The sequence below is a fragment of the Saccharopolyspora soli genome (genome assembly GCF_022678645.1).
Classification (GTDB): domain Bacteria; phylum Actinomycetota; class Actinomycetes; order Mycobacteriales; family Pseudonocardiaceae; genus Saccharopolyspora; species Saccharopolyspora soli.
The window spans coordinates 142,876-169,102 of the sequence record NZ_JALBWV010000001.1; the positions used below are offsets into that span (position 1 = coordinate 142,876).

Consider the following 26,227-nt stretch of genomic DNA (forward strand, 5'->3'; position numbering starts at 1 on the left):
AGGGGACGACGATGGATCTGCGGACGCGGCCCATACCGGCGCCAGCGGTCCAGCCCCGCGATCCGCTGGCCATCGCGTTGGCGAACGCCTCGCTGCTCGGCGCCGGGTACTTGATGCTGGGTCGGCGGCGGCTCGCGATCGCCGCCGGATCGGTCACAGCCGTGCTCGTCGCCATGCTGGCCTGGGTCGTGCCGTCGGTGTGGTTCGAGGTCGTCGTGCTCCTGTGGTGGGCGGCCGTCGTGGTGCACGGCTGGTGCCTGGCAGGTGGGCGGCTGACCCGGCAGCGCGGGGTGGCAACGCAGCGATTGATCGCCCTCGCCATCACGCTTCCCGTGCTGCTGTCCGTCGGCCTCCTCCGCTTCGACGCCGCGCGGATCGAGCGCGTCGCTGCCGAGGCTCGCCGCAACGGCGACTGCTCGCAGGCACTGGCGGTCCTGGACAGGATGTGGGTTGGCCACCGCTTGGCCGACGCGCCGCTGACCGCCCGTGGCGACGACACGGTCCAGGCGTGCGAACAGCTTGGGATGGCCAGGGGTGAGCTCGAAACCGCTCGCACTGGCGACATCGAGGCGCTGAAGCTCGGTTTCAGCCGTCTGTCCACAGTGCTCGCTGAACTGCCCGGTCACGAGAAGATGGTCGAGAACGCGCTGGACGGTTTCCTCGACCGCCTGCCCGCCGAGGACGCCTGCGACACCAATGCGATCATCGACTGGCTCGGCCAGCGGCAAGCCAGCGCCGATGTGCTGGACCGGGCGGTCGACGTCGTCCAGCGGATCGCGCCCGCGGCGATCGTCGGGTGCGGCGACGATCTCATGGCGGCCAACGACTGGCAGCAGGCACGTGCGCACTACCAGCAATTGCTCGACCAGTACCCCGGCCACGAGCTCGCCGCCAAGGCCGGTGAGGGCGTCACGCGGGCCACCCAGGCGATCGAGTTGGCGAACGTGCGGGGCCTTCTGCAACCTCCGTCCGAGGGTGAGCAACCCGCCTATTGCGCCAACCCGGCGCCCTACAGCGGCGCCGCCCCCTACGGTGTCGCCGGGCCGGACCGCGCAATGCTGTTCGGCAACGACGAGTACACCAACAGGCTCCCCGCCGACTGGAAGGCGGCCGACGCCGCCGATGCAGTGCTGGTGATCTGCGCTGGCGATACCGAGTACGGAGCCCCGGTCGAAACCTGCCCGTACGAGTCAACCTTCGCGCTCGACGGGTACGACGACGTGACGTTCCGGAAGACAGCGATTCCGGTCCGCGTCTACGAGGTGCGCACCGGGCGGCTCGTGGCCGACACCAGGGTGGAGATCGGCGGCGCGAGCTGTCCGGAAGTGCTGGAGTACACCACCTACAACTACCTCGACGTCGGCCCGCCATCCGAGGTGTACGTGGCCGCGTCGGATCCCGACATAGGCGCCGCCTTCGCTGCGCTGATCACCCCGTGATCCCGTTAGAACTCGCGCGGATTGGGGGTGACCGCAGGTGGTCGTCAGGCAAGCGGCGTGAGCCGCTTCTTCCCAACCTCGCAGCTTGCACCGCCGCGGGTTCACGGTGCCCACCCTTCTGGGGTTCTCCCCGCGAGGACAGCCCCGACGCCGCGTATTGGACATGCATAAGTCGGTGGACATACGTAAGTCGGGGATCCCGGAGTCGAGAAGACCGCTGAGGTTCCGCTACCCGCACCGCCACGCAAACCAACCGGCGCACCCTCCTATTCGTCCACCGTGATGGCCAGTGCTGGGCAGACGGATGCGGCGTGCTGGACGTCGGCGATCAGGTCCGCGGACGGGTTTTCGTTGAGCAGCACCACGATGCCGTCCTCGTCGCGCTGGTCGAACACCTCCCCGGCAGCCACGACGCACTGCCCGGAGGCCACGCACTTGTCCTGGTCGACGGTCACCTTCATGGGAACTCCTGGTCGTTGTTTTGGCCGGTCACCAGGTGACGGGCAGTTCGTAGACGCCGTAGACGGATCCGTCGTGCTTGAACGGGATTTGCTCGACGTCGGCGGCCAGCCGCAGGGTGGGGATGCGCCGGTAGAGGGTGCCGTAGACGACCTGCAGCTCCATCCGGGCCAGCGGCTGTCCGAGGCATTGGTGCACCCCGAACCCGAAGGCCACGTGGTGGCGGGCGTCGCGGTGGATGTCCAGCCGGTTGGGGTCGGGGAAGGCATCGGGGTCCCGGTTGCCGATGTCGTTGGCCATGATCAGCCCTTCGCCAGCGCGGACGACCTGACCGGCGATCTCGATGTCCTCCAGCGCGACCCGGCGCCGCCCGTTGTGCGTGATGTGCAGGTAGCGCAGCAGTTCCTCGACCGCCCCGGAGATCAGCTTCGGATCGTCGGTGTCGCGGAGCGTGGCCAGCTGGTCGGGGTGTTCCAGCAGGGCCAGCGTGCCCAACGCGATCATGTTCGCGGTGGTCTCGTGCCCCGCGATCAGCAGCAGCACCCCCATTCCCGCCGCTTCCTGCCGGGACAGCTCACCGGCCTTGACCCGCTCGGTCAGCCCGGACAGCAGGTCGTCACCGGGGTCGCGGAGCTTCTCGCCCATCAGGTCGTCCAGGTAGCGCGACAGCTCGCCGAAGGCGGCGGTCCGCTCTTCGGGCTTCGCGTCCCTCCTGATGATGATCTTGCTGTTGCTCTGGAAGAAGTCGTGGTCGGAGTAGGGGACGCCGAGCAGTTGGCAGATCACCAGCGAGGGCACCGGCAGGGCGAACGCCTCGACCAGGTCCACCGGTTTCGGCCCGGCCAGCATGCCGTCGATCAGGTCGTCCACGATCTTCTGCACGGCGGGCCGCAGCCCCTCCACCCGCTTGATGGAGAACGGTGCCGTCACCATCCGCCGCAGGCGCGCGTGTTCGGGATCGTCCATCAGGATGAAGCCGATGCTCGACCTGTTGGGATCGATCGGAGCCGGGCTCGGATAGCCGGGGCGGGTGATGTCGGCGCTGACCCGCGCGTCGGCCAGCAGGGCCCGCTGGTCGGCGTAGCGGGTCACCAGCCACGGCGTGCTGCCGTCCCACAGCCGGACCTTCGTGAGCGGGCCTTCTTCCTGCTTGGCCTGCAGATCAGGAGGTGGATCCAGCGGGCACCCCGTCGCCCTGACCATCGGGTACTGCGGGATCTCGGACGAGTTCTCGCCGGTTGGACTCAACGTGCTGGGCATTGCGTACCTCTCCTTTCGGGAGGACGTGCGCCGCGGGGTGCGCGCGTCTTTCACTTGCAGAACGGCGAGTTTCGACTGGGTCAGGTGGCTGCTACGAGGTCGGCGAGCGCATCGACGACCTCCTGCCGCCGCATTCGGGTCTGCTTCGGCATGTTCCAGCCCACCACGCCGATGACCGCGCCCGCCCGCCGGTAGCGCACGACGAAGCGTCGATCCGCCACACCGCCGTCCACAATGGATACTTCGGCGTCCGCGCCAGGCATCCCGTACGCCTGGATCTTGGCGTCGAACTGGTCGGTCCAGAAGTACGGCACCGGGGTGTAGGGCTGGTCCGCGCCGAGGATGTTGGCCGCGACGGTGTTGGCCTGCTCGGTGGCGTTGGTCCGGTTCTCCAGCCGCAGCGAGGTGCCGAGCTGGTCGTGGTGCCAGCGCGCCACGTCGCCGACGGCGTAGATCCCCTCCGCTGCCCGGCAGCGCGAATCGCACACCAGCCCGTTGTCGACCTGAAGGCCGCTGTCGGCCAGCCAGTCCGTTGCCGGATCGGCGCCGAGCGCCACTACGACGACGTCGCCGGGCAGGACCTCCCCGTTGTCCAGGCGAACTCCGGTCACCCTCCCGTGACGTCCGGTCAGACCGCTGACCGGGGCACCGAGCCGCAGGTGGACCCCGTGTTCGACGTGCAGTTCAACGAGCAGTCCCGCGATCAAGGGGCCGAACTGGCTCGCCAGCGGAGCTGGCTGGGGCCCGGTCAGGGTGACCGCGAGTCCCAATCCCCGTGCGGTGGCGGCGACTTCGGCGCCGAGTACGCCGTCTCCGACCACCACGACCCGCGATGCGGCCAGCAGATCTGCGCGCAGTGCCAGGGCATCGTCGAGCGTGCGAAGCACGTGGACACCTGCCAACTCGGCCTGGCCGGGAAGCATGCGCGGCCGCAGCCCCGTGGCCACGACGACAGCATCGGCGCGCAGGGCGCGTCCGGATTCGGTGTGCACGGTGCGGGTCGCGGCGTCCAGACCGACTGCTGGGTCACCGAGGACGATCTCGGCATCCAGTGTGGACAGATGGGTCTGCGGTCGCAGCTGTGCTCGGTCGAGATCCCACGAGCCGGAAAGCACCTGTTTGGACAGTGGCGGGCGATCGTAGGGCAGGTGCCGCTCGTCGCCCAGCAAGGTCAACGTTGCCCGGAAGCCCTTGCGCCGCAAGGACTCCAGGGTCGCCAGTCCGGCTGCGGAGGCGCCAACCACCAGGACGCTGGCTGGTTCGGTCATGCCTTCTCGCTCAACTGGATCGCGGCGGCGGGGCACATGCTCGCGGCTTCGCGGACCGTGGTGTGCAGCGGCTCGGGCGGCTCAGGATCGAGCAGGATCACGATGCCGTCTTCCTCGCGCTGGTCGAACACCTCTGGGGCGAGCAGCACGCACTGGCCCGCGCCGCAGCACTTGTCCTCGTCAACGCTTACCTTCATCAGCGGTTCTCCTCTGCCTGCGGTGCCGCGACCGCAACGCCTTCGTCGTCAGGCCCGCGGGGTCACCGGCGCCAGCCACAACCCCGCGATCGCGTCGATCAGCCCGGTCGCGGCGTCGTGCCAGCTGGACCGGGGTGTCGGGGCGCCCTCGGCGAGCGCGCGTTCGCGCTCGGCGCACGTGTGCACCATCAACTGGCGGGCCATGTCGCCGCGTTCCAGGCGAACTTCCACCGGCAGTTCGGGCAGGCACCGGTTGAAGCCTTCCAGGATCTGGCGCAGCGACGGTGAGGTCATGGCTTCGTCGATCATGATCGCCCGGAGCGCGGGATCGGTCATGACCTGGGCGCCGAACCGGGCGAACCAGGTGGGGGAGCCCAGGGCGGCCAGGTGCTCGGTGTTCGGGCGCACCAGGCAGGCCACCCAGTCCCGCACGTCGGTGGAGCCGTCGACCTCGGCCACCATCCGCACGCGCACCCGCTCGATCTGCTCGGTGTGCTTGCGCGCGATCGCCCGCACCAGATCGGCTTTGGTGCCGAAGTGGTAGCCGACGGCGGCGCTGTTGCCCTGACCCGCGGCCTCGCTGACTTGGCGGTTGGACACCGCGAACACACCGTGCTCGGCGAACAACCGCTCGGCCGCGGTGAGGATCAGTTCGCGCGTCGCGTTGACGCGTTCGGCCCGGACGGTCTTCCCGGCCACGGTCACCACCTCACCGGAACTTCGCGCAACCCGCCGACCGCCAGTCCCTCGACCCGGCGCAGCTCGTCCACGCCGACGGCGAGTGCCAGGGTGGGAAGTCGACGCAGCAGCACATCCAGCACGACCTGCAGTTCGGTGCGGGCCAGCGCCTGTCCCAGGCACGAGTGCGCCCCGGCGCCGAAGGCCAGGTGGGCGTTCGGGCTGCGGCCGAGGTCCATCTCGTCGGCGTCGTCGAACGCCGTGACGTCGCGGTTGGCCGCGGCCATGCTGCACACCACGGTGGTGCCGCCGGGCAGCAGCGTGCCAGCGACCTCGGCGTCCTCGCCGATGTAGCGTGGCATGCCGAACCCCTGGTTGGCGTCGAAGCGCAGCGCCTCCTCAACGGCAGTGCGCACCAGCGACCGATCCGCCACCAGCTGCTCCCACCGCGTGCGGTCGGCCAGCAGCATGGCCACCATCTTGCCGATCATGTTCGCCGTGGTCTCGTGCCCGGCGACCAGCAGACCCTGGCCGGTGGCCACCAGTTCAGCGTCGGACAACCGGCCACCCTCGGCGTCGGTGCCGGTGATCAGCTCGCTGAGCAGGTCTTCACCCGGTGCCGCCCGCTTGGCGGTCACGTGGGCGGCCATGTACTCGACGAATTCGGCCTGCGCCGCGTCGATCTCGGCCTGCGCGTACCGGGTCAGGTTGAGCAGCGTGTCGGACCAGTGGGCGAATTTGTCCCGGTCCGAGTCCGGGACGCCGAGCATGGTGCAGATCACCCACACCGGCAACGGGAAACCCAGGCCCGCCTTGAGATCCGCCGGATGGCCGTGCTTCACCATGTCGTCGATGAGCTGGTCGGCCATCGCTTCGATGCCGGGCCGCAGCGCGGCCATCCTCTTGGCCGTGAACCACTTGCCGATCATCCGCCGCCAGCGCTGGTGCCCGCTGCCGCTTTGGGGTATCGACTCGCCCATCGAACTGTTGAACACCCCGCCCGACTCGTTGGCCGCGATCCGGGCCGCGTCATCGGCGTTGAGCTGCCGGGTGAACCGCGGGTCGGAGAGCACCTGCTTGACATCCGCGTAGCGGGTGACCAGCGACGCCTCGTCCCCGCTGGGCAACGTCACCCGCGCGACCGGACACTCCTGCCGCAGCCGCTCCCACTGCTCCGGTGGCTCCAGCGCCGCTTCGCTGGGAATCGGGTAGTTCAGCACCTGCTCGCGGTCACCGTTTCCCGCCACGGTGTCCTCCTTCGCGTCGGCTCCGGTCCGTACCCAGTTAACCGATCCGGCTGGTTTAAGTCAATCAATTGATTTAATCTCGGACCGGTCGTGTGGATCGATTGCCCAGACGGAGGCCCTTGCCATGCCGAACGCCCTCGCCCAGCCCGACGATGCCGGGGCTTCCCGCTCCCCGCGGACGAACACCGTCGTGTTGGTGCTGGCCCTCGGCGGCATCGTGGTCTCGTTGATGCAGACCCTGGTGATCCCGCTGGTCCCCATGCTGCCCGCGCTGTTGAGCGCTTCGGCCTCCGACGCCACGTGGGCGATCACCGCCACGCTGCTGGCCGGTGCCGTCGCGACGCCGGTGGTGGGCAGGCTCGGCGACATGTACGGCAAGCGGCGCATGCTGCTGGTCAGCCTGGGGCTGCTGGTGGCTGGTTCGGCCGTCTGCGGGCTCAGCAGCACGCTGGCGCCGATGGTCGTCGGACGGGCTCTGCAAGGGCTGGCGGCCGGTGTCATCCCGCTGGGGATCAGCATCATGCGCGATGAACTGCCGGCCGAACGGCTCGGTTCGGCGACGGCGTTGATGAGCGCTTCACTGGGCGTGGGCGGCGCACTCGGCCTGCCCGCAGCCGCCTTCCTGGCCGAGCGCGCCGACTGGCATGTGCTGTTCTGGACGGCGGCGGGCCTCGGCGCGCTCGTCGCCGTGCTGGTGCTGACGCTCGTGCCGGAATCCGAGGTGCGCACCGGTGGGCGCTTCGACTTGGTGGGCGCGGCAGGACTGTCGGCGGGGCTGATCTGCCTGTTGCTGGCGATCTCCAAGGGAGCCGACTGGGGCTGGACCAGCGCTCGTACCGAGCTGCTGTTCGGTGCGTCGGCGGTCGTGCTCGTCCTGTGGGGCTGGTGGGAACTGCGCACCCGGCAGCCGCTGGTGGACCTGCGCACCACCGCGCGTCGCCAGGTGCTGCTCACCAACGTGGCGTCCGCCGTGTTCGGGTTCGCCATGTTCGCGATGTCCCTGGTGCTTCCGCAATTGCTGCAACTGCCCGAGGCCACCGGCTACGGTCTGGGGCAGACGATGCTGGCGGTGGGGTTGGTGATGGGGCCTTCCGGCCTGGTGATGATGGCGATGGCACCGGTGTCCGCGCGCGTCTCGAAAGCCAGGGGGCCCAAGGTGACGCTGATGCTCGGCGCGCTCGTGGTCGCCGCTGGCTACGGCCTGGGCGCCGCGCTGATGTCCGAGGTCTGGCAGCTGGTGCTGGTCTCCAGCGTGATCGGGGCTGGCATCGGTCTTTCCTACGGGGCCATGCCCGCGCTCATCATGGCGGCGGTGCCGGTTGCGGAAACGGCCGCCGCCAACAGCCTCAACACGCTGATGCGGTCCATCGGCACCTCGATCTCCAGCGCGGTCTCGGGCGTCGTGCTGGCGCAGCTGACAATCACGTTCGGCTCGCTCGTGCTTCCCAGCCAGAACGGTTTCCGCCTGGTCATGGTGATCGGCGCCAGCGCGGCGCTCGTCGCGCTCGCGATCGCGGCCTTCCTGCCCGCCCGACGCCCGACTTCCGCCACAGCGGTGCCGCACACCGCCGCGGCACCAGCCAAGGCCGGCTAGCGGCGGGGCGGATCCCCAGAATCGTCCACGGTGGACTATCTGATTGTGAATCCACTGTGATCGGCACGTCGAGCTGTCGATGCGGTCACACATTCGGTGTCGTGATTCGTGTCCTGGTATAAGCTGTGCTCCTACCGATTCGCGTCGGCCAGTTTCTTCCGCGGAACTCAAATCACCCAATTCGCTGAAGGGGGAATTTGAGTGGATGTCTTGCATGGCTCAGGTGTCTGCCAGGACGCCGAGGCCGATCGAAAACCCGCGCGCACCAGGCGGACGGCCTCGGTCGTGCGGAACCGGTTGCTGGTGGGGCTGTCGTTCTCCACTGGTGCGGTCGACGTGATTTGCTACCTCGCGCTGGGCAAGGTCTTCGCGGCGTTCATGACGGGAAATGTGGTGTTCCTCGGGCTGGCCGCGGTCAGTTCGCTGGACTCGGGCGGCTCGCTGGGACCGGACGTCGGACGAGTGGTCGTCGCGATGCTCGGATTCGCAGCGGGTGTGTTGTTTTCGGCGAAGCTCGTCATGCCCTTGAAAAACGGGGCCGTCGAAGTGTGGCCACGTCGAGTCTCGATAGCGCTCGCCGTCGTGGCCGCTGCTGAGGCAGCTTTCCTCATCCTGTGGCTGGCGATCGCCGGTCACCCGTCCACCGTGGTGGGCGACGTCCTGATCGGAATTCTCGCGGTCGCGATGGGAATTCAGATGGACGCCGTTCGATCGCTGCGAGTACCGGAGATCTCCACCACGGCCGCAACCGCCACCATCGTCAGCTTCGTCAACCAGCTCGCGAATCGGTCCGATTCCGCGGACCGCTGGCTGTACGCGCGAATCATGGCGGCCATGGTCGTCGGTGCGGTGGCCGGGGGAGTAGTGCTGTTGTTCGCACCGCTTTACGCCCCGATCATCCCCGTGGTCGTGACGATCGCGGTGATCGCGTTCGCCACGGCCGCGCTGAAGCCAGCAGCTCGCTAGACGGCGCCGTCCGGCGCTGCAAGCGGTCGTGAGTGTTCAGCCGGGCTGGAGCCCGGTTGCGCACTCACGACGCTTGTGGACACCAGTGATCGCGAATTCACTGAGCGCGCCAAAGCGAATGCTGTCGAATGGTTGACGGGTGCGATGATTGGAGGCGTCGCGGGAGCGACCGCGTGCGGCCCAGGCGGAGAGGAGTCGCCTCGTGCTGTTCCGTCAGCTGGAGTACTTCGTGGCAGTAGCCAGGGAGCGGCACTTCGCGCGGGCGGCGGAAGCCTGCTACGTGTCGCAGCCCGCGCTCTCGGCGGCGATCGCCAAGCTTGAACGGGAGCTCAACGTCACGCTGATCAACCGCGGGCACAACTACGAGGGCCTGACCCCGGAGGGCGAACGGCTCGTCGTGTGGGCAAAGCGGATCCTGGCCGAGCAGGACGCGTTCAAGGCCGAGGTGGCCGCCGTCCAGTCGGGCATCACCGGGACGCTGCGGCTGGGTGCGGAACCCACGGCGTCAACGACCGTGGCGCTTCCGGTGGCCGCGTTCTGCGCCGCGCACCCCTTGGCCAAGGTGCAGGTCCGCTCCCGGTCGTCGACGACCGAGCTGCGCCGCCAACTGCGCGATTTCGAACTGGACGCCGCCATCGCGCGCTTCGCGCCGCACGACCAGGAAGGTCTGCAAGTGGTGCCGCTGTACGAGGAGCGGTTCATGGTGCTGGCCTCCGGTGACCACCTCACACCCCAGACCGACACCATGCGGTGGGCCGACGCGGCCCAGTTGCCGCTCGCGCTGCTCACCTCCGACATGCGGATCCGACAGGTGATCGACAGCGCGTTCGCGGACAGCGGGGTCGAGGTGACCCCGCAGGTGGAGACGGATTCGGTCGCTTCCCTCTACGCGCTGGTGGGCGACGGCGAGTGGGCGAGCATCGTGCCGCACGCGTGGTTGCGCGCGATGCCGGTGATCGGCCGGACGAGAGTCGTCCGCCTGGTCGAGCCGGTCGCCAGGGCGCAAGTCTCGGTGGCGATCAATGCGGCGACACCGGGTTCGGTCGTGGCTCGGGCATTCGTCAAGGCGGCCATGGGTTTGCGCCTGGAGGAGTTCTTCGACCAACCGCTGCCGACCGAGCATCCCGTGCGGTGAGCGCGTACTTCTGTTCGATCGCCAGCCGGTCGAGCCCGCCCTTGGCGGTGTGCGGCAGCGCCGCGACGACTTCGAGCCGGTCGGGCACCTCGAAGGCGGCCAGCCGGTCGCGGCAGTACCGCAGGACTTGGTCGGAATCGACGCCCTCGTCCAGAACCACGGCAGCGCCAACCCGTTGCCCGTAGGTCGTGTCGGGGATGGCGAACACGGCCGCTTCGGTCACGCCGGGACAACCGCCGAGGATGTTCTCGACGTGCTCGGGCGAGATCTTCTCGCCCCCGCGGTTGATGATGTTCTTGATGCGCCCGGTGACGAACAGGTATCCGTCCTCGTCCAGCGAACCCAGGTCGCCAGTGCGGAACCAACCGTCGGCGAAGCTGTGCGCCGTCCCGGCCGGATCGGTGAGGTAGCCGCGGGCGACGGTGGCACCGCGCACCCACACCTCGCCCACGGTGCCGATGGGGCACGAGTGGCCGTTCTGGTCGACGACGCGGAGGTCCACGCCGGTCGCCCGGCCGACCGACCCGTGCTTCAGCGGGCCGCGGTGCGGCAGTGGCTCGCTGGTCGCCTGGTGCGTGGATTCGGTCATCCCGTAAGCGGACAGCAGCGGCACGCCGAGCATGCGCTCCAGCGCCCGTCCCGTGGCCGCGTTGAGGGGCGCGCTGCAACTGCGCACGAACCTCAACGGCGCGACCTGCGGGCCTGGGTACTCCCGAGCCGATCGCTCCAGCAGGATTTCGTGGATGGTCGGGACCGCGGTGAACCACGTTGCCGCTGCGGCGCGCACGTCGTCCCAGAACGTGTGCGCCGAGAACCGTCCCCGTTCGGGAAGCAGCACGCATCCCCCGCTGGCCAGGGAGGCCAGCAGCGACGCGAACAGCCCGTGGCCGTGGAAGAACGGCATCGCCGCGACCGTCGCATCGCCGGGTCCCAGCTCGTAGGTGGCGCAGATGTCTCGCACGGAGGCGGCCACGTTGGCGTGTGAGAGCGGAACCATCTTCGCCTGGTCGGTAGTCCCGGCGGTGAACAGGACGAGGGCGTCGCGGTCGGAGAGTTCGTGCGCCGCACCCCGGACGTTTCGCACGGCGTGCGGACTGGCGTCGAGTTCGGAAGTCGCGGTTTCAGCGCGGGAGAAGTCGACGCGCAAGGTCCACATCGGAACGCGAACCTCCGCCACGGGTTGGCCGACCAGTACGGCCTGCGCGCCCAATTCCTCGATCCGGGCGGACATCTGCGACTCGGGGAGTGCGGGGTCCAGTGGAGCGACCACCAGCCCGGCCCGCGCCGCACCCAGCAGCCCAACGACGAACTCGGCGGTGTTGGCGCAGACGAGTCCGACCGCGTCTCCGGGACGCAGCCCCGCGTTGCCCAATCGGGCGGCCACGTCATCGGCCAGGGCCGCGAGGGTGGCGTAGGACAGGTGGACGCGGTCTCCGGTGACGACGAGCGCGCTGGCGTCGGGACGATCGCGGACCTGCCCGTCCAGGAGGTCGAGCAGACCCGTGATCGCCGGAGGCCGGTAGCGGCTCGCGTCGTGTGCGGCTGCCGGAACGGTCATGACCACCACCTCCCTGGTTGGAGCCGTTGTCCGCGAGCCTGCGCTGGAGTGCCGCGCACGTCCAATACGCGCTGGTGAACGCCCGATAGCAGACCTCTATCAAGGTGGTCGCCAGGGCTTGCGGGTTCGATAACCACCGCTTACCAGCTCTTCGGTGACAGGTCTTGGACGCCGCAACGCCCGCTGCGGAGGGTGGAAGTAGCAGGCATCAACCGAACGGCAAGGACCTCGGGATCATGACCACTTCCACGCTGCAGACAGCCGAAAACCCGCGCACCGACGGGTACCACCTGGCCGTCGACGCGCTCAAGCTCAACGACATCCAGACCATCTACGGCGTGGTGGGCATCCCGATCACCGATCTGGCCCGCCTCGCGCAGGCGTCGGGCATTCGCTACCTCGGGTTCCGCCACGAGAGCGACGCGGGGCACGCGGCAGCCGCGGCCGGATTCCTGACCAAGAAACCCGGCGTGTGCCTGACCGTTTCCGCACCGGGCTTCCTCAACGGACTCGTCGCGCTCGCCAACGCCACCCGGAACTGCTTCCCGATGATCCAGATCTCCGGGTCCAGCGAGCGGCACCTGGTGGACCTCAAGCAGGGCGACTACGAGGAGCTCGACCAGCTGGCCGCGGCCGAACCGTTCGCCAAAGCCGCCTACCGGGTGAGCCGGGTCGAGGACATCGGCCTCGGCATCGCGCGAGCGATCCGCACCGCGGTGTCCGGGCGTCCAGGTGGGGTCTACCTCGACATCCCGGCCGCGGTACTGGGCGAGGTCGTCGACGCGGCAGCGGGCGCTGCCACGCTGCGGCGGGTTGTCGACCCGGCACCGCGCCAGCTGCCCGCGCCCGAGGCGGTGGACCGCGCGATCGAGCTCCTGGCAGGTGCGCAGCGGCCGCTGGTGGTGCTCGGCAAAGGCGCCGCATACGCGCAGGCGGACGACCAGATCCGTGAGTTCGTCGAGTCCACCGGCATTCCGTACGTGCCGATGTCGATGGCCAAGGGCCTGCTGCCCGACGGCCACCCGCAGTCGGCGGCCACCGCGCGTTCGCTGGCGCTGCGCCGCAGCGACGTCGTGATGCTCGTCGGCGCCCGGCTGAACTGGCTGCTCAACCACGGCCAGGCACCGCAGTGGAACCCCGACGCGAAGTTCATCCAGGTGGACATCGCCCCCGAGGAGATGGACAGCAACCAGCCCATCGCCGCGCCGCTCGTCGGCGACATCGGGTCGGTGTTCGACCTTCTCGCCGAGCGGGCCAAACCCGGCCAGATCGCGGCCCCCGCCGCCTGGCGGGACGAGCTAGCGGCGCGCTCCGCGCGGAACGTCGCCAAGATGGCGGAGCGCCTCAAAGCCGATCCGCATCCGATGCAGTTCATCGGCGCCCTGAAGGCGGTGCGCGACGTGCTGCACGAGCACCCCGAGGTCTACCTCGTCAACGAGGGTGCCAACGCGCTGGACACCGCCCGCAACGTGATCGACATGCAGGTGCCGCGCCACCGCCTCGACAGCGGCACCTGGGGCGTAATGGGCATCGGCATGGGCTACGCGATCGCCGCCGCCGTCGAAAAAGGTGCGCCGGTGGTGGCCGTCGAGGGCGACAGCGCCTTCGGATTCAGCGGTATGGAGCTGGAGACGATCTGCCGCTACCAGTTGCCCGTGGTCACCGTCGTGCTGAACAACGGCGGCGTCTACCGCGGCGATGACGTCAACCCGCTGGAGACCGACCCGTCGCCGACGACCCTGATGCCCGAGGCGCGCCACGACCAGATGATCGAGGCGTTCGGCGGCAAGGGGTACCGCGCGACCACACCCGCCGATGTCGCCGCCGCCCTGACCGATGCGTTGGCCGCGGGCGGCCCGGCACTCATCGACTGCGCGATCGACCCCTCGGCCGGGACCGAGAGCGGCCACATCGCACACCTCAACCCCAAGGGGATCACCGTCGGCAACATCGCGTCGCCGGAGCAGTGAGCCCCGCACACCGCCCTCTCACCGAGAACAACGAAAGAAGGAAGCACCATGACTGCAAAGCCACTCACCGGAATCAAGGTGATCGACTTCACCGGGGTCCAGGCCGGTCCGGCGTGCACCCAGCTGCTCGCCTGGTTCGGCGCCGACGTCATCAAGGTCGAGCGCATCAACGGCGGCGACGTGACCCGTCGTCAGCTGCGCGACGTCCCGGACCTGGACGCCCTCTACTTCACCATGCTCAACAGCAACAAGCGCTCGCTGGCCATCAACACCAAGTCCGCCGAGGGCAAGCAGGTCATGGAGAAGCTGGTCCGCGAGGCCGACATCCTCGTCGAGAACTTCGCGCCGGGCGCCCTGGACCGGATGGGTCTCGGCTGGGACCACCTCCACGAGCTCAACCCCCGCCTGATCTTCGGTTCGGTCAAGGGCTTCAACGAGGACTCGCCCTGGTCCGACCTCAAGGTCTACGAGAACGTCGCGCAGGCCGCCGGTGGCGCCGCGTCCACCACGGGCTTCTGGGACGGCCCGCCGACCATCAGCGGCTCGGCGCTCGGCGACAGCAACAGCGGCATGCACCTGCTGATCGGCCTGCTCACCGCGCTCATCCAGCGCAATGCGACCGGTGTGGGGCAGAAGGTGTCGGTGTCCATGCAGGACGCCGTGCTCAACCTGACCCGCGTCAAGCTGCGCGACCAGCAACGCCTGGAGCGGGTCGGCTACCTGGAGGAGTACCCGCAGTACCCGAACGGCGAGTTCGGCGACGCGGTGCCGCGCGGCGGCAACGCCGGTGGCGGCGGGCAGCCCGGCTGGGTGCTGAAGTGCAAGGGTTGGCAGACCGATCCCAACGCCTACATCTACTTCACCATCCAGGAGCAGAACTGGGCGCGCACCTGCGAGGCCATCGGCAAGCCCGAGTGGACCGACGACCCGGAGTACGCCACCACGGCGGCGCGCCAACCGCACCTCTTCGACATCTTCGCCGAGATCGAGAAGTGGTTGGCCGACAAGACGAAGTACGAGGCGGTCGACATCCTGCGCGAGTTCGAGGTGCCCTGCGCGCCGGTGCTCAGCATGAAGGAGATCGCCGAGGACCCCGCGCTGCGCAAGAGCGGCACGGTCGTCGAGGTCGAGCAGCAGGACCGCGGCCCCTACCTGACGGTGGGCAGCCCGATCAAGTTCTCCAGCTTCACGCCCGACATCACCGGTGCGCCGCTGCTCGGCGAACACACCGACGACGTCCTCGCCAGCATCGGCTACGACGCGGCCGACATCGCCAAGCTGCACGCCAACCAGGTCGTCGCCTGACCCGGACGCTCATGAAGGTTCCCCGCGCGCGAGCACGCGGGGAACCTTCATGAGCGACGGCGGAACGGCCGTGCGCGTGATCGGCCATCACAGGCCAAGACCGCGCAGCAGGATGCCGAAGCCGCGCCGGAACTCCTCCTCGGGTGGGATGGCTTGGGCCTGTACGGCGGTCTCCGACAGGAATGGGAATTCTTCGGACGGCAGTGCGGCCAGGGCAGTGGTGCCCGGTCCGGACAAGGGGCTGAAGTGTTCGACCTGCAGGGCGCCGAAGACGTATCCCAGGATGGCCCGGAAGGCGATCACCCGTTGCTTCCCGGTGAGTCCCGCTTCCGCCAGTACCGTCAGCACCGTCTCGCCCCAGCGGCGCGAACCAGGCGAACGGTGCCGGTAGGCGAGCAGCAATGGCATGACCGCCGGATGGTCGGATACCGCCACCCGCACTCGGTCGGCGAGCACGCTCAGGCGCCGTCCGGCCGAACCCCGCGGTGTGCTCAGGTCCACGGCTTGCAGGATCAGGTCGACCACGAGTTCCTCGACTTCGCTGCGATCGGTGACGTAGCGGTACAGCGACATGGTGCCCATGCCGAGTTCCTGGGCAACCGTCCGCATCGAGAGAGCGCCGAGCCCGTCGCGGTCGACGACCGCCAGCGCTGCGGTCGCGATCTGGGTGGGCGTCAGGGATCGAGGTCGTGGCATGACCTTTGACAGCGTACAGCATACGCGCATAGTTTCGTAGGCGTACACTGCACGCTTATGGAGGGTCCGTGATGCGAGAGGTCAGCGAGCGCGAGTTGGTAGCCGTCACCGGCGAGCGCATCCGAGTTCCCGATTCCGAGCACCTGGTGCACCTGCAGTTCCGGCGGTTCGCCGGTTGCCCGATCTGCAACGTGCACCTGCGCTCCATCGTTCAACGGCACGACGAGATCACCGCGGCGGGGATCCGCGAGGTGGTGTTCTTCCACTCACCCGCAGCCGAACTGCGCTCCTACGACCTGCCCTTCGCGGTCATCGGCGATCCGGGCAAGCGCTACTACCGCGAGTTCGGCGTCGAATCCAGCCTTCGTGCTCTGCTGCATCCGCGGACGTGGGGCGCGATCCTGCGCGGCTCAGCACTGACGCTCATGGGCAAGTACCGGCCGCCCGCGGCCGCGCAGGCGGGCGGTCGGCTTGGCTTGCCAGCGGACTTCCTGATCGCTCCCGGTGGCCGGGTGCACGCCGCCAAGTACGGCGCGCACGCCTACGACCAGTGGTCGGTCGACGAGTTGCTCGGACACGCTCGGGCGGCGACGTCCCGATGACGTGGTACGACCTGATGCGCTGCACCGACACCTTCGGCGGTGGCGCGTCGGCCCAGGAGACGCCAGTTGGTCGCGGACCTACGTCACGGAGGCCGTGACTGGTGCGGGTGGCGGTGGCCATCGTCGCCTGGCGTGGACGCGAAAAGGTTCCCCGTGCGCGATCATCGCGCGGGGAACCTCTTTCGCGTCGTAATTCTTCCCGCAGAACAAGCACTTCTGGGATCGGCTAGTGGGTGGTGTCCCCGCCGACGGCTCCGTTCACTCCGCTGTCGCCGTGGGAGCCGCTGTAGTTGGAGCCGTGTCCTCGCGGACCGCCGTCCACGCTGCCGTTGCTCGGGCGGGCGTGGGAGTGGTGGTGGGCGTCGTGGCTGCCCGAATGGTTGGCCTGCATCGCGGGCATGGCGGCCAGGTCGGTCGTGGCGGCCGAAGCAACGCCCCCGATGCCCAGCGCCAGCGGCGCGGCCAGGGCCAATCCGACCATTGCTCGTGAAGTGGTACGCATTGCAGTTCCCCCGTCTTGGAGATTGCGATTGATGCTGTCGAGCTTGGCTCGTCGAGCGTGCGTTCCGCGTCGCGGCTAGCAACCAGATGGGCTTACCGGCTAGCTGCAACCGGTGTCCTGGAAGGCCGTAACTACTGGGCGGCTGCCCGCGCCCGCCGCCAGGTGTTCGCCAAGCCGATCAGCAGCACCAGTACCCAGATCAGGCCGAGCGCGACGAGCAGTCCGGTTGACGTGTCGCCGTCGTGCAAGCCGGGACTCGGCGGAGTGCCGTAACGGCGCCACAGCAGCGGAACCGACAGCAACCCGAGCACACCGCTCAGTGCCGCACCTACCAGCAGCGGGCCGCGCCACGAATGCGGCACGACGCGCGTGATGACGAGACCGGCCAACCCGACGACCGGTGCCACGAGCCCGTCGTGCACCACTGGCCCGCCCAGCAACCACGCCCACGCGACGATGCTGCTCGACCCCTGCGACAGCACGAATTGTCCGAACAGGACACCGCCCCACACCAAGGCCGCCAGTCCGGGCAGCGCCAACACCACTCGCGCGGGCCTCATGCCGCCTCCAGTCGGCGCACCCATTTGGTCTGCAGCACGCCCGGCCGGTTCGGCGCGATGATCCGGCACGGGTAGCCGTGGTCGGCGTCGAGCGGTTCGCCGTTGAGCCGCAACGCCAGCAACGTCAACGGATCCGCGGTGTGCACGCCGGGCAGGATGCTGGCCCGGTAGAGCCCGTTGAGCTCCAGCGACACCACGTGCAGGTCGGTCCCCGGCTGGGCACCTGCCGTCCGCAGCAGGTCGGGCAGTGCGACCCCGGTCCAGGTCGCCGACTGGCTCCAGCCCTCGACGCACGCGATCGGCAACTCGGCCGTGGTCTGCGGCAACGCCGTGAGCTCCGACAACGAGAATTCGCTGGTACCGGAGCCGGTGACAACTTCAAGTCGCCAGGCCGGATCGTAAGCGGCCGCCAGCACACCAGCGGCAGCTGCGGTCCGGTTCACCGGCACGCCCTGCGGTCCGTTGTCCGTCCGCCACGACAGCACCGACACCCGGCGCAAGGCGGGCACGGTGGCTCCTGCGGTCGCCACCACCGCGACACCGGTGACCAGCGCGGTCGCGCCGAGGAACCCACGCCGGGACAGGCCCTGAGCTGCTGGTTCGTCCCGGCCCACGCGCTCGCCCAGCGCGCGGCTGATGATCGGCAGCTTCACCGCGATGTGCACCAGGATCGAACCGATCGCGATCCAGGCCACCGCGTAGTGCACGGTCGGGAAGTAGAAGTTCCACGGGTAGTTCTGCGCGACGTTGAGCAGGCCGGTGGTCAGTTCGAAGAAGGCCGCGGCGGACAGCACCAGGATCGACACCCGCTCCAGCGCGTGCGGCAGCGAACGCACCAGCGGCTTCTCGAAGAGCTTCGGGTAGACGCTCCAGAGTTTCGCGAACAGCAGCGGAATCGACGCGATACCGGAGATCACGTGCGTGCCCTGGGTGACCCGGTAGAGCCACACCGGCCGACTCGGCCAGCCGAACCAGGACGGCGGATGCTGGATCAGGTGGCTGATCAGACCCGTCACGAAGCACAACCCGAACGTGAGAGCGAGCCACAGCCCGATCCGCGCAGTCGCCCGCTCGTCGTGCGCTGCCGCACCGAACCGCGGCCCCTCCCGCAACCGTCTCAACACGCCAGCGACGCTAGAACGGCCCCGTGCCAGGTGACAGGGTTTGCCTGCTTACCGATTTGTGACGGGCGGACGCCAGTTGCTCAGGACTTTCCGCGCTGCGCCTCGGCGATGCTCGCGGTGTAGTGGTCGGCGATGTCGTCGCTCGTGCACAGCCAAACCTCCGGCGTCGAAGCGATCGTCTTGAGCACGCGCGCCAGGTACTTGAAGCGGTACGGCTGTCCGACGATGAAGGTGTGCAGCGGCAGGGCCATGACCCGGCCGGTGCTGGCCGAGTCCGCGAGCAGTTGCTCGAACTGGTCGAGGACGATCCGCTCGTAGTCGGGACCGGAGAGCCCAGGCGTCGTCACGAACATCATGAAGTCGTTGACGTCCAACGAATACGGCACCGACAGCATGCCCGGGACGTTCAGCTGGAACGGTTGATCGTCGCAGCACCAGTCGAGGAGGTAGCTGATCCCGGCGTCGGCGAGCAGTTCCGGTGTCGCGGCGGTTTCGGTGAGGCCGGGCCCGAGCCAGCCCCGTGGCCGGGCCGGGAGCGCGGCGTCCAGCGTTGCGAACATCTCCTGCAGGAACTGCGGCTCGGCCGCGGGATCCATGTCGTGCGCCATGATCGAGTTGGTCTTGCCGTGCGCGACCCATGCCCAGTCGCGCGCCACGCCAGCCTCGATGATCTCCGGGTACGCGGTGCACACGTCGGAGTTGACGATGCCTGTGGCGCGGATGCCGACTTCGTCGAAGAGGTCCAGCAACCGCCAGAAGCCGACCCGGTTGCCGTATTCGCGCCACCCGTGCGACAGCGGGTCGGGCACCGGACCACCGGCCCGGTCGATCGCGATGTCCGGGCGGAAGCGCTCGATGTTGAGACCGACGTAGAACGCCAACCGGGCGCCGCCCGGAAAGCTCAGCGGCGGTCGGGAGACGATCGGGGAATAGGAGAAGAGTGGCAGTACCGCCTCTCCGCGTTTTTCAGTGGTGGTTGCGTCCACGCGAATCTCGCGTTTCGTGGTTTCTTGTGGCTGGTTTGCGTCACGGTCCCCTGGGGTGCGGTTGAGGAGGGCTGGGGTTGGTACGGGGCTACTCATGTTTCCTCCACGACGCGGATCTTGGCGGTGGGTTCGCATGAATGCTCGAACCATCACATTAATGTGAAGGTCAAACGAGCCCTGCTATGACGTCGGGCACATGTGGAGATAAATAAGAAGGTGCGTGGGTTGGAGCTCGCCTTGGGGTCGTGAGTGGTAACGGTCGTCATGGCGACCATTTCCACTCACGACGCGGCAGCGGCTCGGACGGTAGGTGCTCGTGAGTGAAAGCGCCGGTTCCAACCCAACACCGCTCACAAGCCTCGGCACCACGCACGCCAATCCCGCACCCTTTACGAGTCGCTGGGCCCTGCGGGCGGGCGGAGTCCGTCGAGGATGATGCGCAGGTTTCGGCGCCCTTGATCGGTTTTTGGTTCGAGCCCGATGGTGTGGTCGGCGGGTATCGCGGTCGCGAGGACGAACGGGATGTCCCGCCAGTCGAGGTCATCGCGGATCACGTGCTTGTCCTGCGCCCGCTGGACGAGTTGGCGCACGGCCCGCTGTAGCTGGTTGATCCGCGGCTTGAGATCGAGATGGGCTCCGGCGCCGGACAGCGCGTCGTGCAAACCACAGCTCGACGTCCGCAACCGCACGTAGACCTCGGCGAACTCGACGAAACCCCGCCAAGCGTCGGAGGCTTCGAGCGCACGCCGGGCACTTTCGGTCATCTCGTCGATGGTGTCCGTGAGGATCGCCGCGAGCAGCGCATCCACTGACGGAACCCGCCGGTAGAGCGTCCCCAGGCCCACTCCGGCACGTTGCGCGATGTCACGAGTGGTGACGGCGAGTCCCTGCTCGTCGAGCGCTTGCCGTGCTGCGGTGATCAGCCGCTCGACGTTGCGTTGCGCGTCCGCTCGCGGGCGGGTTTTGCCCTGCGCGAGCAGCGCATCCACTGCGGAGTGCATGGTCGGAGTGTAGCTAACCGGGTCGCCATGTTCCGGTTCTGGTACGGTCGGATAAATGGAACAGCTTGACCCGGTTATGGAGGCGTGCGGATGACCAGGCCGATTCGCGTCGGGGTGCTGGGGGCCAACCCGGACCGGGGGTGGGCCGCGCGTGCGCACCTCCCGGCGATCATCGCGTCGCCCGAATTCGCACTCACTGCCGTCGCGACAACCCGCCAGGACAGCGCGGAAGCCGCGCGTGCGCGGTTCGACGCACGACACGCGTTCACTGATGCCCGCAGCCTCGCGTCGCACCCCGACGTCGATCTAGTGGTAGTCACCGTGAAAGTGCCCGCGCACGTCGAGTTGGTCACTGCGGCGCTGGAGGCTGGCAAGCACGTGTACTGCGAATGGCCGCTGAGCACGACGGCCGCCGAAGCCGCCGCGTTGACCGCGAACGCGAACTCCGCTGGGGTCCATGCGGCTGTTGGCTTGCAGGCGCGTTTCGCCCCCGCCGTGCGCCAAGCCCGCGCGATGATCGCGGACGGCCGCATCGGGACGGTGCAGTCAGCCACGCTTTACAGCGCTCGCAGCAAGGGGAACACGCGTGACGTTCCTGCCTGGACGGCCTACACCTACCACCGCGGAACCGGTGCCGGTCTGGTCGAGGTCCTCGGTGGACACGCGATCGACCTCGTGCAGCACCTGCTCGGTCCGATCCGCGAGCTGTCCGCGAGAACAGCAATCCGAAGCCCCGAACACCGGATCGCCGAAACCGGCGAACCGATCAACGTCACCGCCCCTGACCACTTCCTCGCCAACGCCGAACTCGACAGCGGCGCGGTCATGTCCATCCAACTGCACGACGGCGAAGCGGCCGCACCGAGGACGCGCATCCAGATCGCAGGCACGGAAGGCAACATCGCGCTCACCTCAGTGCCAGAAGCCAACCCCTGGGCGGCGCAACTGCAGATCGGCGAACTAGCGCTCGCCGAATCTCGACCAGAAAGACCACAGTGGACACCGGTGCCGGTACCGGCCGACGACGCGAGCGAACTGCCAACAGAAGTGGCCAACGTAGCGCGTTTGTACCGACAGCTAGCAAAAGATCTCCGAGCAGGCTCGCGCATCACGCCAGACTTCAGAGCAGCCCACGACCTGCACGAACTCATCGAACAGGCCCTGCTGCCCGGCCAGTGAGTCCGGAACCGCCGGTAAGCGCGTGAACGTGCAAGGAATTGTGCAGGCGTCGGCAAGAAAGGGTGGGTTTTCGGTTCTAGCGTCAGCGGTATGGCAGCAGTCACCATCGCCAGTGAGCAGGACGTCGCCGACTTCATCGAAGCGGATCGGCCCGCCGGTTCGCGGATGCGTTGGGTTTGGGTGCTCGGTCTGGGCGGCGTTTTCTTCGAGGCTTATGCCAACGCCGCGCTGTCCGCCGGGCTCGGACCGCTGACCGACGAACTTGGGCTCGCCGCTGGCGAAGTTGGCTTGCTGGCCGGGTCGTCGATGCTCGTGGCGCTGGTGCTCGGGCCGGTGGCGGGGTTGCTCGCCGACCGGCTGGGGCGGGTGCCGATGTTGGTGGCCGCGAAGGTCGTCGCGCTGCTGTCCGCGATCATCGCTTCGACCTCCTCCGACTTGGCGCTGCTGCTGCTCGGGCGAGGTCTTGCTGGCGTGGCTTGGGCGTTCGACTTCGCCGTCGTCATGGCCTACCTCGCCGAGTTCCTGCCGACGCGCAAGCAGAGCAAGCTCAACCGCTGGCAGGGCATCTGGTACGTCGCCACCACCTGCAACCTCCTGATCACGGTTGCCATCTACCAGGCGGGCGTCGGGCAGAGCATCTGGCGCTGGTCGCTCGCGTCGGCCGGGCTGATCGCTGCCGTGCTCGGCGTGCTGCAAGTGTTCCTGCTCAGCGAAAGCCCGCGTTGGCTGGCGAGCAAGGGCCGCTTCGACAAGGCCGCCCGAACACTGCGCGAGATCTACGGCGTCGACGTGGTCGCGGGCTCGGCAACGGCGGCACCCGCGCGGCCGCGGGAGTCGTCGCTGGGCGACATCTCCCAGTTGCTGCGTCGCCCGTACCGGCGGCGCACGGTGCTGGCCGTCGTCACATTCTTCTGCCAGGGTTTGGAATACTTCGCCATCGGCTGGTACCTGCCGGTGATCTCGTTGCAGCTGTTCGGCGACGACTTCACCGCCGCCGCGCTCGGTGCCACGCTGTTCAACGTGTTCGGCATCGTCGGCGGATTCGCTTCAGGCGTGCTGGCCCAGCGGTTCACCATTCGGCGCACCATGCTCGTCGGATTCGCGCTCGCCGCCGTCGTGCTGATCCTGCTCGGCGTCCTCTTCGACGGCATCCCGCTGTGGCTCGCGTTCACGCTGCCCGCGCTGTTCCTGCTGCTGCACTCCGGTGGCCCAGCGCCTGGCGGGATCAGCCTGGCCGCAGCGGCGTATCCGAGCAACCTGCGCGCCCTCGGCTCGGGCGTCACCAACATGGCGGGCAGCACTGGTGGCGTCGTCGGGTCGTTCGTGTTCCCGCTGGTCCTTGACGCACTCGGGGCGGGACCCGCGATCGTCGTGATGGCCGCCATCCCGCTCACCGGGTTCCTGACGTCCTTGTTGATCCGCTGGGATCCGGAACGAGATCAGCGGCCCAGCGACGCGCGCACGGCGGAGACGATCTCCCCAGCACCGGGCACGTAGGCGTCCTCCAATTCGGGGCTGAGCGGGATTGGCGCGAACGGTGCGCCAACCCGCTCGATCGGCGCGTCGAGGTAGTCGAAGGCGGCGTGCTGCACGGCCGCCGCGATCTCAGCTCCGAAACCCCCGTGCTCGACCGCCTCGTGCGCGACGACAAGCCGGTTCGTGCGGCGCACCGAGGCGACGATCGCGTCGAGATCCAGCGGCACGAGCGTGCGCGGATCGATCACCTCGACCTCGACTCCTTCGGCTGCAAGGCTTTTCGCCGCGTCTAGCGCCTCGTGAACGAGTCGCGACAGCGCGACGACCGTGACGTCCCGGCCCTCTCGCAGCACGCGGGCCTGGCCCAGCGGCAGCGGCTTGATGCGGTCCGGCACCGGCCCTCGGCGGAAGTACAAGGTCTTGTTCTCGATGACCACGACCGGGTTGTCGTCGTGGATCGCGCTCGCGAGCAGCCCAGCGGCGTCCTCCGCGCAGCTGGGCATCACCACCTTGAGTCCGGGTATGTGCGTCAGCCAGCTCTCCAGGCTCTGCGAATGCTGGGCGGCACCCCGGTAACCGGCACCGCCCTGGGTGCGCAACACCATCGGCACGCTCAGCTGGCCACCGGACATGAAATGCGCCTTGGCCGCCTGGTTCACCAGTTGGTCCAGGGCGAGGGTGATGAAGTCGATGTACATGATCTCCAGCACCGGCCGCAGGCCGGACTGGGCGGCCCCGACCGCGACACCGCAGATCGCGGCCTCGCTGATCGGTGTGTTGATCAGCCGCTTCGTGCCGAACTCGTCGGCCAGGCCCGCGGTCGTGGTGTACGGCCCGCCTTGTGCGACGTCCTCGCCGAGCACGAACACCCTGGGATCGGCGCGCATCGCCTCGGCGAGCGCGGTGCTGATTGCCTTCGCGTAGGTCGTTTCGGGCACGGCGCTCCTTCACGCGTAGACGAGCGACGCCGCGCGCGCCGCGGACGGCGCCGGGCTCGCCTTGGCGAACTCCACTGCTTCGGCCACCGCCCGTTCGGCGTCTTGCTCGGCGGATGTCACGTCGTCGTCGGTGAACCAGCCAGCCGTGGTGCCCTGCGCGGCCAACCGCCGGATCGGGTCCTTGCGCTGCCAGTCCTCGGCCGACAGCGCTTCCCGGTAGCGGTCCGGGTCGCCCTCGTAGTGGCCGCGCAGCCGGTGGGTCAGGCATTCCAGCAGCGCGGGCCCTTCGCCGTGCCGCGCTCGCGCGAGCACCTGCCCGAACGCCTCCCACACGGCCGCGGCATCGTTGCCGTCGACCGTCTCCCGTGAGAATCCGTACGGGGCAACCACATCTGCTACCCGCTCCACCACAGTGTGCGCCGAGCGGGGTGTGAACTCGGCGAAACCGTTGTTCTCGCAAACGAAGACCACCGGCAGCCGCCACAACGCGGCCAGGTTCACCGACTCCGCGAAGTGGCCAGCCTGCGCGGCGCCGTCTCCGAAGAACACCACGGCCACGGCATCGCGGTCGGACAGCTGGCTGGCGAGCGCGCTGCCGACCGCCATCGGGATGTTGCCGCCCACCACGCCGGTCGCGCCGAGCAGGCCGTGCTCGGTGTCCACCAGGTGCATCGATCCGCCGAGACCCTGGCACAGGCCGCCCGCGCGGCCCATCAGCTCGGCCATGATCCCGTCCAGCGGTGCGCCTTTGGCGATGGCGTGCCCGTGCGCCCGATGTCCGCTGTAGACGGGATCGTCGCTGCGCAACTGCCCGCACACGGTCGCGGCCACCGCCTCCTGGCCGACGCTGAGGTGGATCAGGCCGTGCACCTCGTCGGCGCGCTTGAGCTGCCCGACGCGTTCCTCGAACGCACGGATCCGGCACATCACGCGGAGCGCGGCCAGCGCCGTACTGCCTTCGAACGCGCTCATGTGGTGGCCTTCGCGTCCGCGGCGGGATCGAGCACCGCCCGCACGGCGAGCGCGATCTTGTCCTCGTCGGGCAGCACGTACTCCTCCATCGGCTTGCTGTAGGCGATCGTCGTGTCCAATGCCGTGACGTGCTTGATCGGTGCTCGCAGGTCGGCGAAACCGTGCTCGGACACCTCGCTGGCGATCACGGCGGCCACCGAGGCGTGCCGGGTGGCCTGGTCGACGAGTACCAGCCTGCCGGTCTTCGCGACGGATTCCAGGATCGTCGCGGTGTCCAGCGGTGCGATGGTGCGCGGGTCGATGACCTCGGCGCTGATGCCGTCGGCGGCCAGCCGCTCGGCTGCGGCGAGCGCGCGGTGCACGGTCCAGCCGGTCGCGACGATCGTGACGTCGCTGCCGGAGCGCTTGACGTCGGCCACGCCGAAGGGCACGGCGTAGTCGCCCTCGGGCACCTCGCCGTTGTCCAGCATGAGCAGGTAGTGCTGCAAGTAGAGCACCGGGTTGTCGTCGCGGATCGCCGTGGTCATCAGTCCTTTGGCGTCGGCGGGGGTGGACGGCAGGGCCACCTTGAGGCCGGGCACGCCGAGGAACATCCCGTAGATCGACCCGGTGTGCTGGCCAGCCCAGCCCGCGGTGAAGCCGTAGCCCGCCTTGAGCACCAGCGGCACCCGCACCTGGCCGCCGGTCATGGTGTGCATCCGCGGTGCTTCGTTGACGACCTGGTCCATGGCGACGAGCAGGAACTCGGCCATGTAGAGCTCGACGACCGGTCGGTAGCCAGCCATCGCGGCGCCCACCGCCATCCCGATCTCCGCGGTCTCCGAGATCGGGGTCACCCGCACCCGGTCGCTGCCGAACGCGGTCAGGTACGGATCGTTCTCGGTGGTCGCGATGTTCTGTCCGAAGTAGAGCACGTTGTCGTCGCGTGCCATCTCCTGCCGGATCGCCTCGTCGATCGCTGCGACGTAAGGCAGCTCACGTGCCACGTTCTCCTCCTGAGAGCCCGGTTTTCGAGTGAAGGGCACCTTTGACCGACATACCCGGTCGAAGGTGCCCTTCACCCATCACTGGATCGGTGGGTGGACTGGGCGGTTTCGGTCCGCGCGACCGCCGGG

25 protein-coding genes are annotated in these 26,227 nt (G+C 68.6%); 9 read left to right on the forward strand and 16 right to left on the reverse strand.

Annotation, left to right across the window (positions count from 1 at the left end):
• Nucleotides 1-11 precede the first annotated feature (11 nt).
• Complete coding sequence (locus MOQ72_RS00605; protein ID WP_242179769.1) at nt 12-1,439, forward strand: tetratricopeptide repeat protein; 1,428 nt, start codon at nt 12-14, stop codon at nt 1,437-1,439.
• Between the two features lie 266 nt (nt 1,440-1,705).
• On the opposite strand, the gene MOQ72_RS00610 is transcribed toward MOQ72_RS00605, so the two are convergent.
• From MOQ72_RS00610 to MOQ72_RS00635, 6 genes are all read right to left on the reverse strand, one after another.
• On the reverse strand, nt 1,706-1,900 hold the full coding sequence (locus tag MOQ72_RS00610; protein ID WP_242179770.1) for a ferredoxin: 195 nt from the start codon (nt 1,898-1,900) through the stop codon (nt 1,706-1,708).
• A 28-nt stretch (nt 1,901-1,928) separates the two neighbouring features.
• Nucleotides 1,929-3,158, reverse strand: a complete 1,230-nt coding sequence (locus MOQ72_RS00615; protein ID WP_242179771.1) for a cytochrome P450 — start codon at nt 3,156-3,158, stop codon at nt 1,929-1,931.
• A gap of 80 nt (nt 3,159-3,238) precedes the next feature.
• On the reverse strand, nt 3,239-4,426 hold the full coding sequence (locus MOQ72_RS00620) for an NAD(P)/FAD-dependent oxidoreductase (protein WP_242179772.1): 1,188 nt from the start codon (nt 4,424-4,426) through the stop codon (nt 3,239-3,241).
• Nucleotides 4,423-4,623 carry a ferredoxin gene (locus MOQ72_RS00625; protein ID WP_242179773.1) on the reverse strand — a complete coding sequence of 67 codons (201 nt, stop codon included), beginning with the start codon at nt 4,621-4,623 and terminating at the stop codon, nt 4,423-4,425. Before MOQ72_RS00625 ends, MOQ72_RS00620 begins: the two co-directional genes overlap by 4 nt.
• A 48-nt stretch (nt 4,624-4,671) precedes the next feature.
• A complete protein-coding gene (locus MOQ72_RS00630) occupies nt 4,672-5,322 on the reverse strand; it encodes a TetR/AcrR family transcriptional regulator (protein WP_242179774.1) in 651 nt (216 codons plus the stop codon).
• Nucleotides 5,323-5,324: 2 nt separating this feature from the next.
• On the reverse strand, nt 5,325-6,548 hold the full coding sequence (locus tag MOQ72_RS00635; protein ID WP_242179775.1) for a cytochrome P450: 1,224 nt from the start codon (nt 6,546-6,548) through the stop codon (nt 5,325-5,327).
• A 124-nt stretch (nt 6,549-6,672) separates the two neighbouring features.
• On the opposite strand from MOQ72_RS00635, the gene MOQ72_RS00640 reads away from it, so the two are divergent.
• The 3 genes from MOQ72_RS00640 to MOQ72_RS00650 all read left to right on the forward strand — a co-directional run bounded on the left by MOQ72_RS00640 (nt 6,673) and on the right by MOQ72_RS00650 (nt 10,243).
• Nucleotides 6,673-8,142 carry an MFS transporter gene (locus MOQ72_RS00640; protein ID WP_242179776.1) on the forward strand — a complete coding sequence of 490 codons (1,470 nt, stop codon included), beginning with the start codon at nt 6,673-6,675 and terminating at the stop codon, nt 8,140-8,142.
• Between the two features lie 201 nt (nt 8,143-8,343).
• Nucleotides 8,344-9,108: a YoaK family protein gene (locus tag MOQ72_RS00645; protein WP_242179777.1), complete on the forward strand. Its 765-nt coding sequence runs from the start codon at nt 8,344-8,346 to the stop codon at nt 9,106-9,108.
• 202 nt (nt 9,109-9,310) lie between these two features.
• Nucleotides 9,311-10,243, forward strand: a complete 933-nt coding sequence (locus tag MOQ72_RS00650; RefSeq protein ID WP_242179778.1) for a LysR family transcriptional regulator — start codon at nt 9,311-9,313, stop codon at nt 10,241-10,243.
• Here MOQ72_RS00650 and MOQ72_RS00655 read toward each other — a convergent pair.
• Nucleotides 10,170-11,801: a FadD7 family fatty acid--CoA ligase gene (locus MOQ72_RS00655; protein WP_242179779.1), complete on the reverse strand. Its 1,632-nt coding sequence runs from the start codon at nt 11,799-11,801 to the stop codon at nt 10,170-10,172. The genes MOQ72_RS00650 and MOQ72_RS00655 overlap by 74 nt on opposite strands.
• A gap of 236 nt (nt 11,802-12,037) precedes the next feature.
• On the opposite strand from MOQ72_RS00655, the gene oxc reads away from it, so the two are divergent.
• The gene (oxc, locus tag MOQ72_RS00660; RefSeq protein WP_242179780.1) at nt 12,038-13,771 is read left to right on the forward strand and encodes an oxalyl-CoA decarboxylase; all 1,734 of its coding nucleotides are present in this window, start codon (nt 12,038-12,040) and stop codon (nt 13,769-13,771) included.
• 48 nt (nt 13,772-13,819) lie between these two features.
• On the forward strand, nt 13,820-15,076 hold the full coding sequence (frc, locus tag MOQ72_RS00665; RefSeq protein WP_242179781.1) for a formyl-CoA transferase: 1,257 nt from the start codon (nt 13,820-13,822) through the stop codon (nt 15,074-15,076).
• Between the two features lie 87 nt (nt 15,077-15,163).
• Here the strand turns inward: frc and MOQ72_RS00670 are convergent, their stop codons facing one another.
• Nucleotides 15,164-15,772, reverse strand: a complete 609-nt coding sequence (locus tag MOQ72_RS00670; protein ID WP_242179782.1) for a TetR/AcrR family transcriptional regulator — start codon at nt 15,770-15,772, stop codon at nt 15,164-15,166.
• Between the two features lie 71 nt (nt 15,773-15,843).
• Here MOQ72_RS00670 and MOQ72_RS00675 point away from each other — a divergent pair, with 71 nt between their 5' ends.
• Entirely contained in the window at nt 15,844-16,374 is a 531-nt protein-coding gene (locus tag MOQ72_RS00675; RefSeq protein ID WP_242179783.1) for a peroxiredoxin-like family protein, read from the forward strand.
• Nucleotides 16,375-16,600: 226 nt separating this feature from the next.
• On the opposite strand, the gene MOQ72_RS00680 is transcribed toward MOQ72_RS00675, so the two are convergent.
• From MOQ72_RS00680 to MOQ72_RS00700, 5 genes are all read right to left on the reverse strand, one after another.
• Nucleotides 16,601-16,876 carry a hypothetical protein gene (locus tag MOQ72_RS00680; protein WP_242179784.1) on the reverse strand — a complete coding sequence of 92 codons (276 nt, stop codon included), beginning with the start codon at nt 16,874-16,876 and terminating at the stop codon, nt 16,601-16,603.
• Between the two features lie 131 nt (nt 16,877-17,007).
• Nucleotides 17,008-17,436 carry a hypothetical protein gene (locus MOQ72_RS00685; RefSeq protein ID WP_242179785.1) on the reverse strand — a complete coding sequence of 143 codons (429 nt, stop codon included), beginning with the start codon at nt 17,434-17,436 and terminating at the stop codon, nt 17,008-17,010.
• Entirely contained in the window at nt 17,433-18,560 is a 1,128-nt protein-coding gene (locus MOQ72_RS00690; RefSeq protein WP_242179786.1) for a molybdopterin-dependent oxidoreductase, read from the reverse strand. Before MOQ72_RS00690 ends, MOQ72_RS00685 begins: the two co-directional genes overlap by 4 nt.
• Before the next feature lie 80 nt (nt 18,561-18,640).
• Nucleotides 18,641-19,546 (reverse strand): polysaccharide deacetylase family protein, encoded by a 906-nt coding sequence (locus tag MOQ72_RS00695; protein WP_242179787.1) that lies wholly within the window; start codon nt 19,544-19,546, stop codon nt 18,641-18,643.
• 389 nt (nt 19,547-19,935) lie between these two features.
• Complete coding sequence (locus MOQ72_RS00700) at nt 19,936-20,547, reverse strand: TetR/AcrR family transcriptional regulator (protein ID WP_242179788.1); 612 nt, start codon at nt 20,545-20,547, stop codon at nt 19,936-19,938.
• 90 nt (nt 20,548-20,637) lie between these two features.
• Here MOQ72_RS00700 and MOQ72_RS00705 point away from each other — a divergent pair, with 90 nt between their 5' ends.
• Together MOQ72_RS00705 and MOQ72_RS00710 are read left to right on the forward strand one after the other, a co-directional pair.
• Nucleotides 20,638-21,726 carry a Gfo/Idh/MocA family protein gene (locus tag MOQ72_RS00705; RefSeq protein WP_242179789.1) on the forward strand — a complete coding sequence of 363 codons (1,089 nt, stop codon included), beginning with the start codon at nt 20,638-20,640 and terminating at the stop codon, nt 21,724-21,726.
• A gap of 90 nt (nt 21,727-21,816) precedes the next feature.
• Nucleotides 21,817-23,223 carry an MFS transporter gene (locus MOQ72_RS00710; RefSeq protein ID WP_242179790.1) on the forward strand — a complete coding sequence of 469 codons (1,407 nt, stop codon included), beginning with the start codon at nt 21,817-21,819 and terminating at the stop codon, nt 23,221-23,223.
• On the opposite strand, the gene MOQ72_RS00715 is transcribed toward MOQ72_RS00710, so the two are convergent.
• Genes MOQ72_RS00715 through MOQ72_RS00725 form a run of 3 tightly spaced genes read right to left on the reverse strand, consistent with a single transcriptional unit; the run spans nt 23,166 to nt 26,098 of the window.
• Nucleotides 23,166-24,140: an alpha-ketoacid dehydrogenase subunit beta gene (locus tag MOQ72_RS00715; RefSeq protein ID WP_308197812.1), complete on the reverse strand. Its 975-nt coding sequence runs from the start codon at nt 24,138-24,140 to the stop codon at nt 23,166-23,168. The genes MOQ72_RS00710 and MOQ72_RS00715 overlap by 58 nt on opposite strands.
• A 9-nt stretch (nt 24,141-24,149) precedes the next feature.
• On the reverse strand, nt 24,150-25,112 hold the full coding sequence (locus MOQ72_RS00720) for a thiamine pyrophosphate-dependent dehydrogenase E1 component subunit alpha (RefSeq protein ID WP_242179791.1): 963 nt from the start codon (nt 25,110-25,112) through the stop codon (nt 24,150-24,152).
• Nucleotides 25,109-26,098, reverse strand: a complete 990-nt coding sequence (locus tag MOQ72_RS00725) for an alpha-ketoacid dehydrogenase subunit beta (RefSeq protein WP_242179792.1) — start codon at nt 26,096-26,098, stop codon at nt 25,109-25,111. The genes MOQ72_RS00720 and MOQ72_RS00725 overlap by 4 nt, the downstream gene beginning before the upstream one ends.
• Nucleotides 26,099-26,227 lie beyond the last annotated feature (129 nt).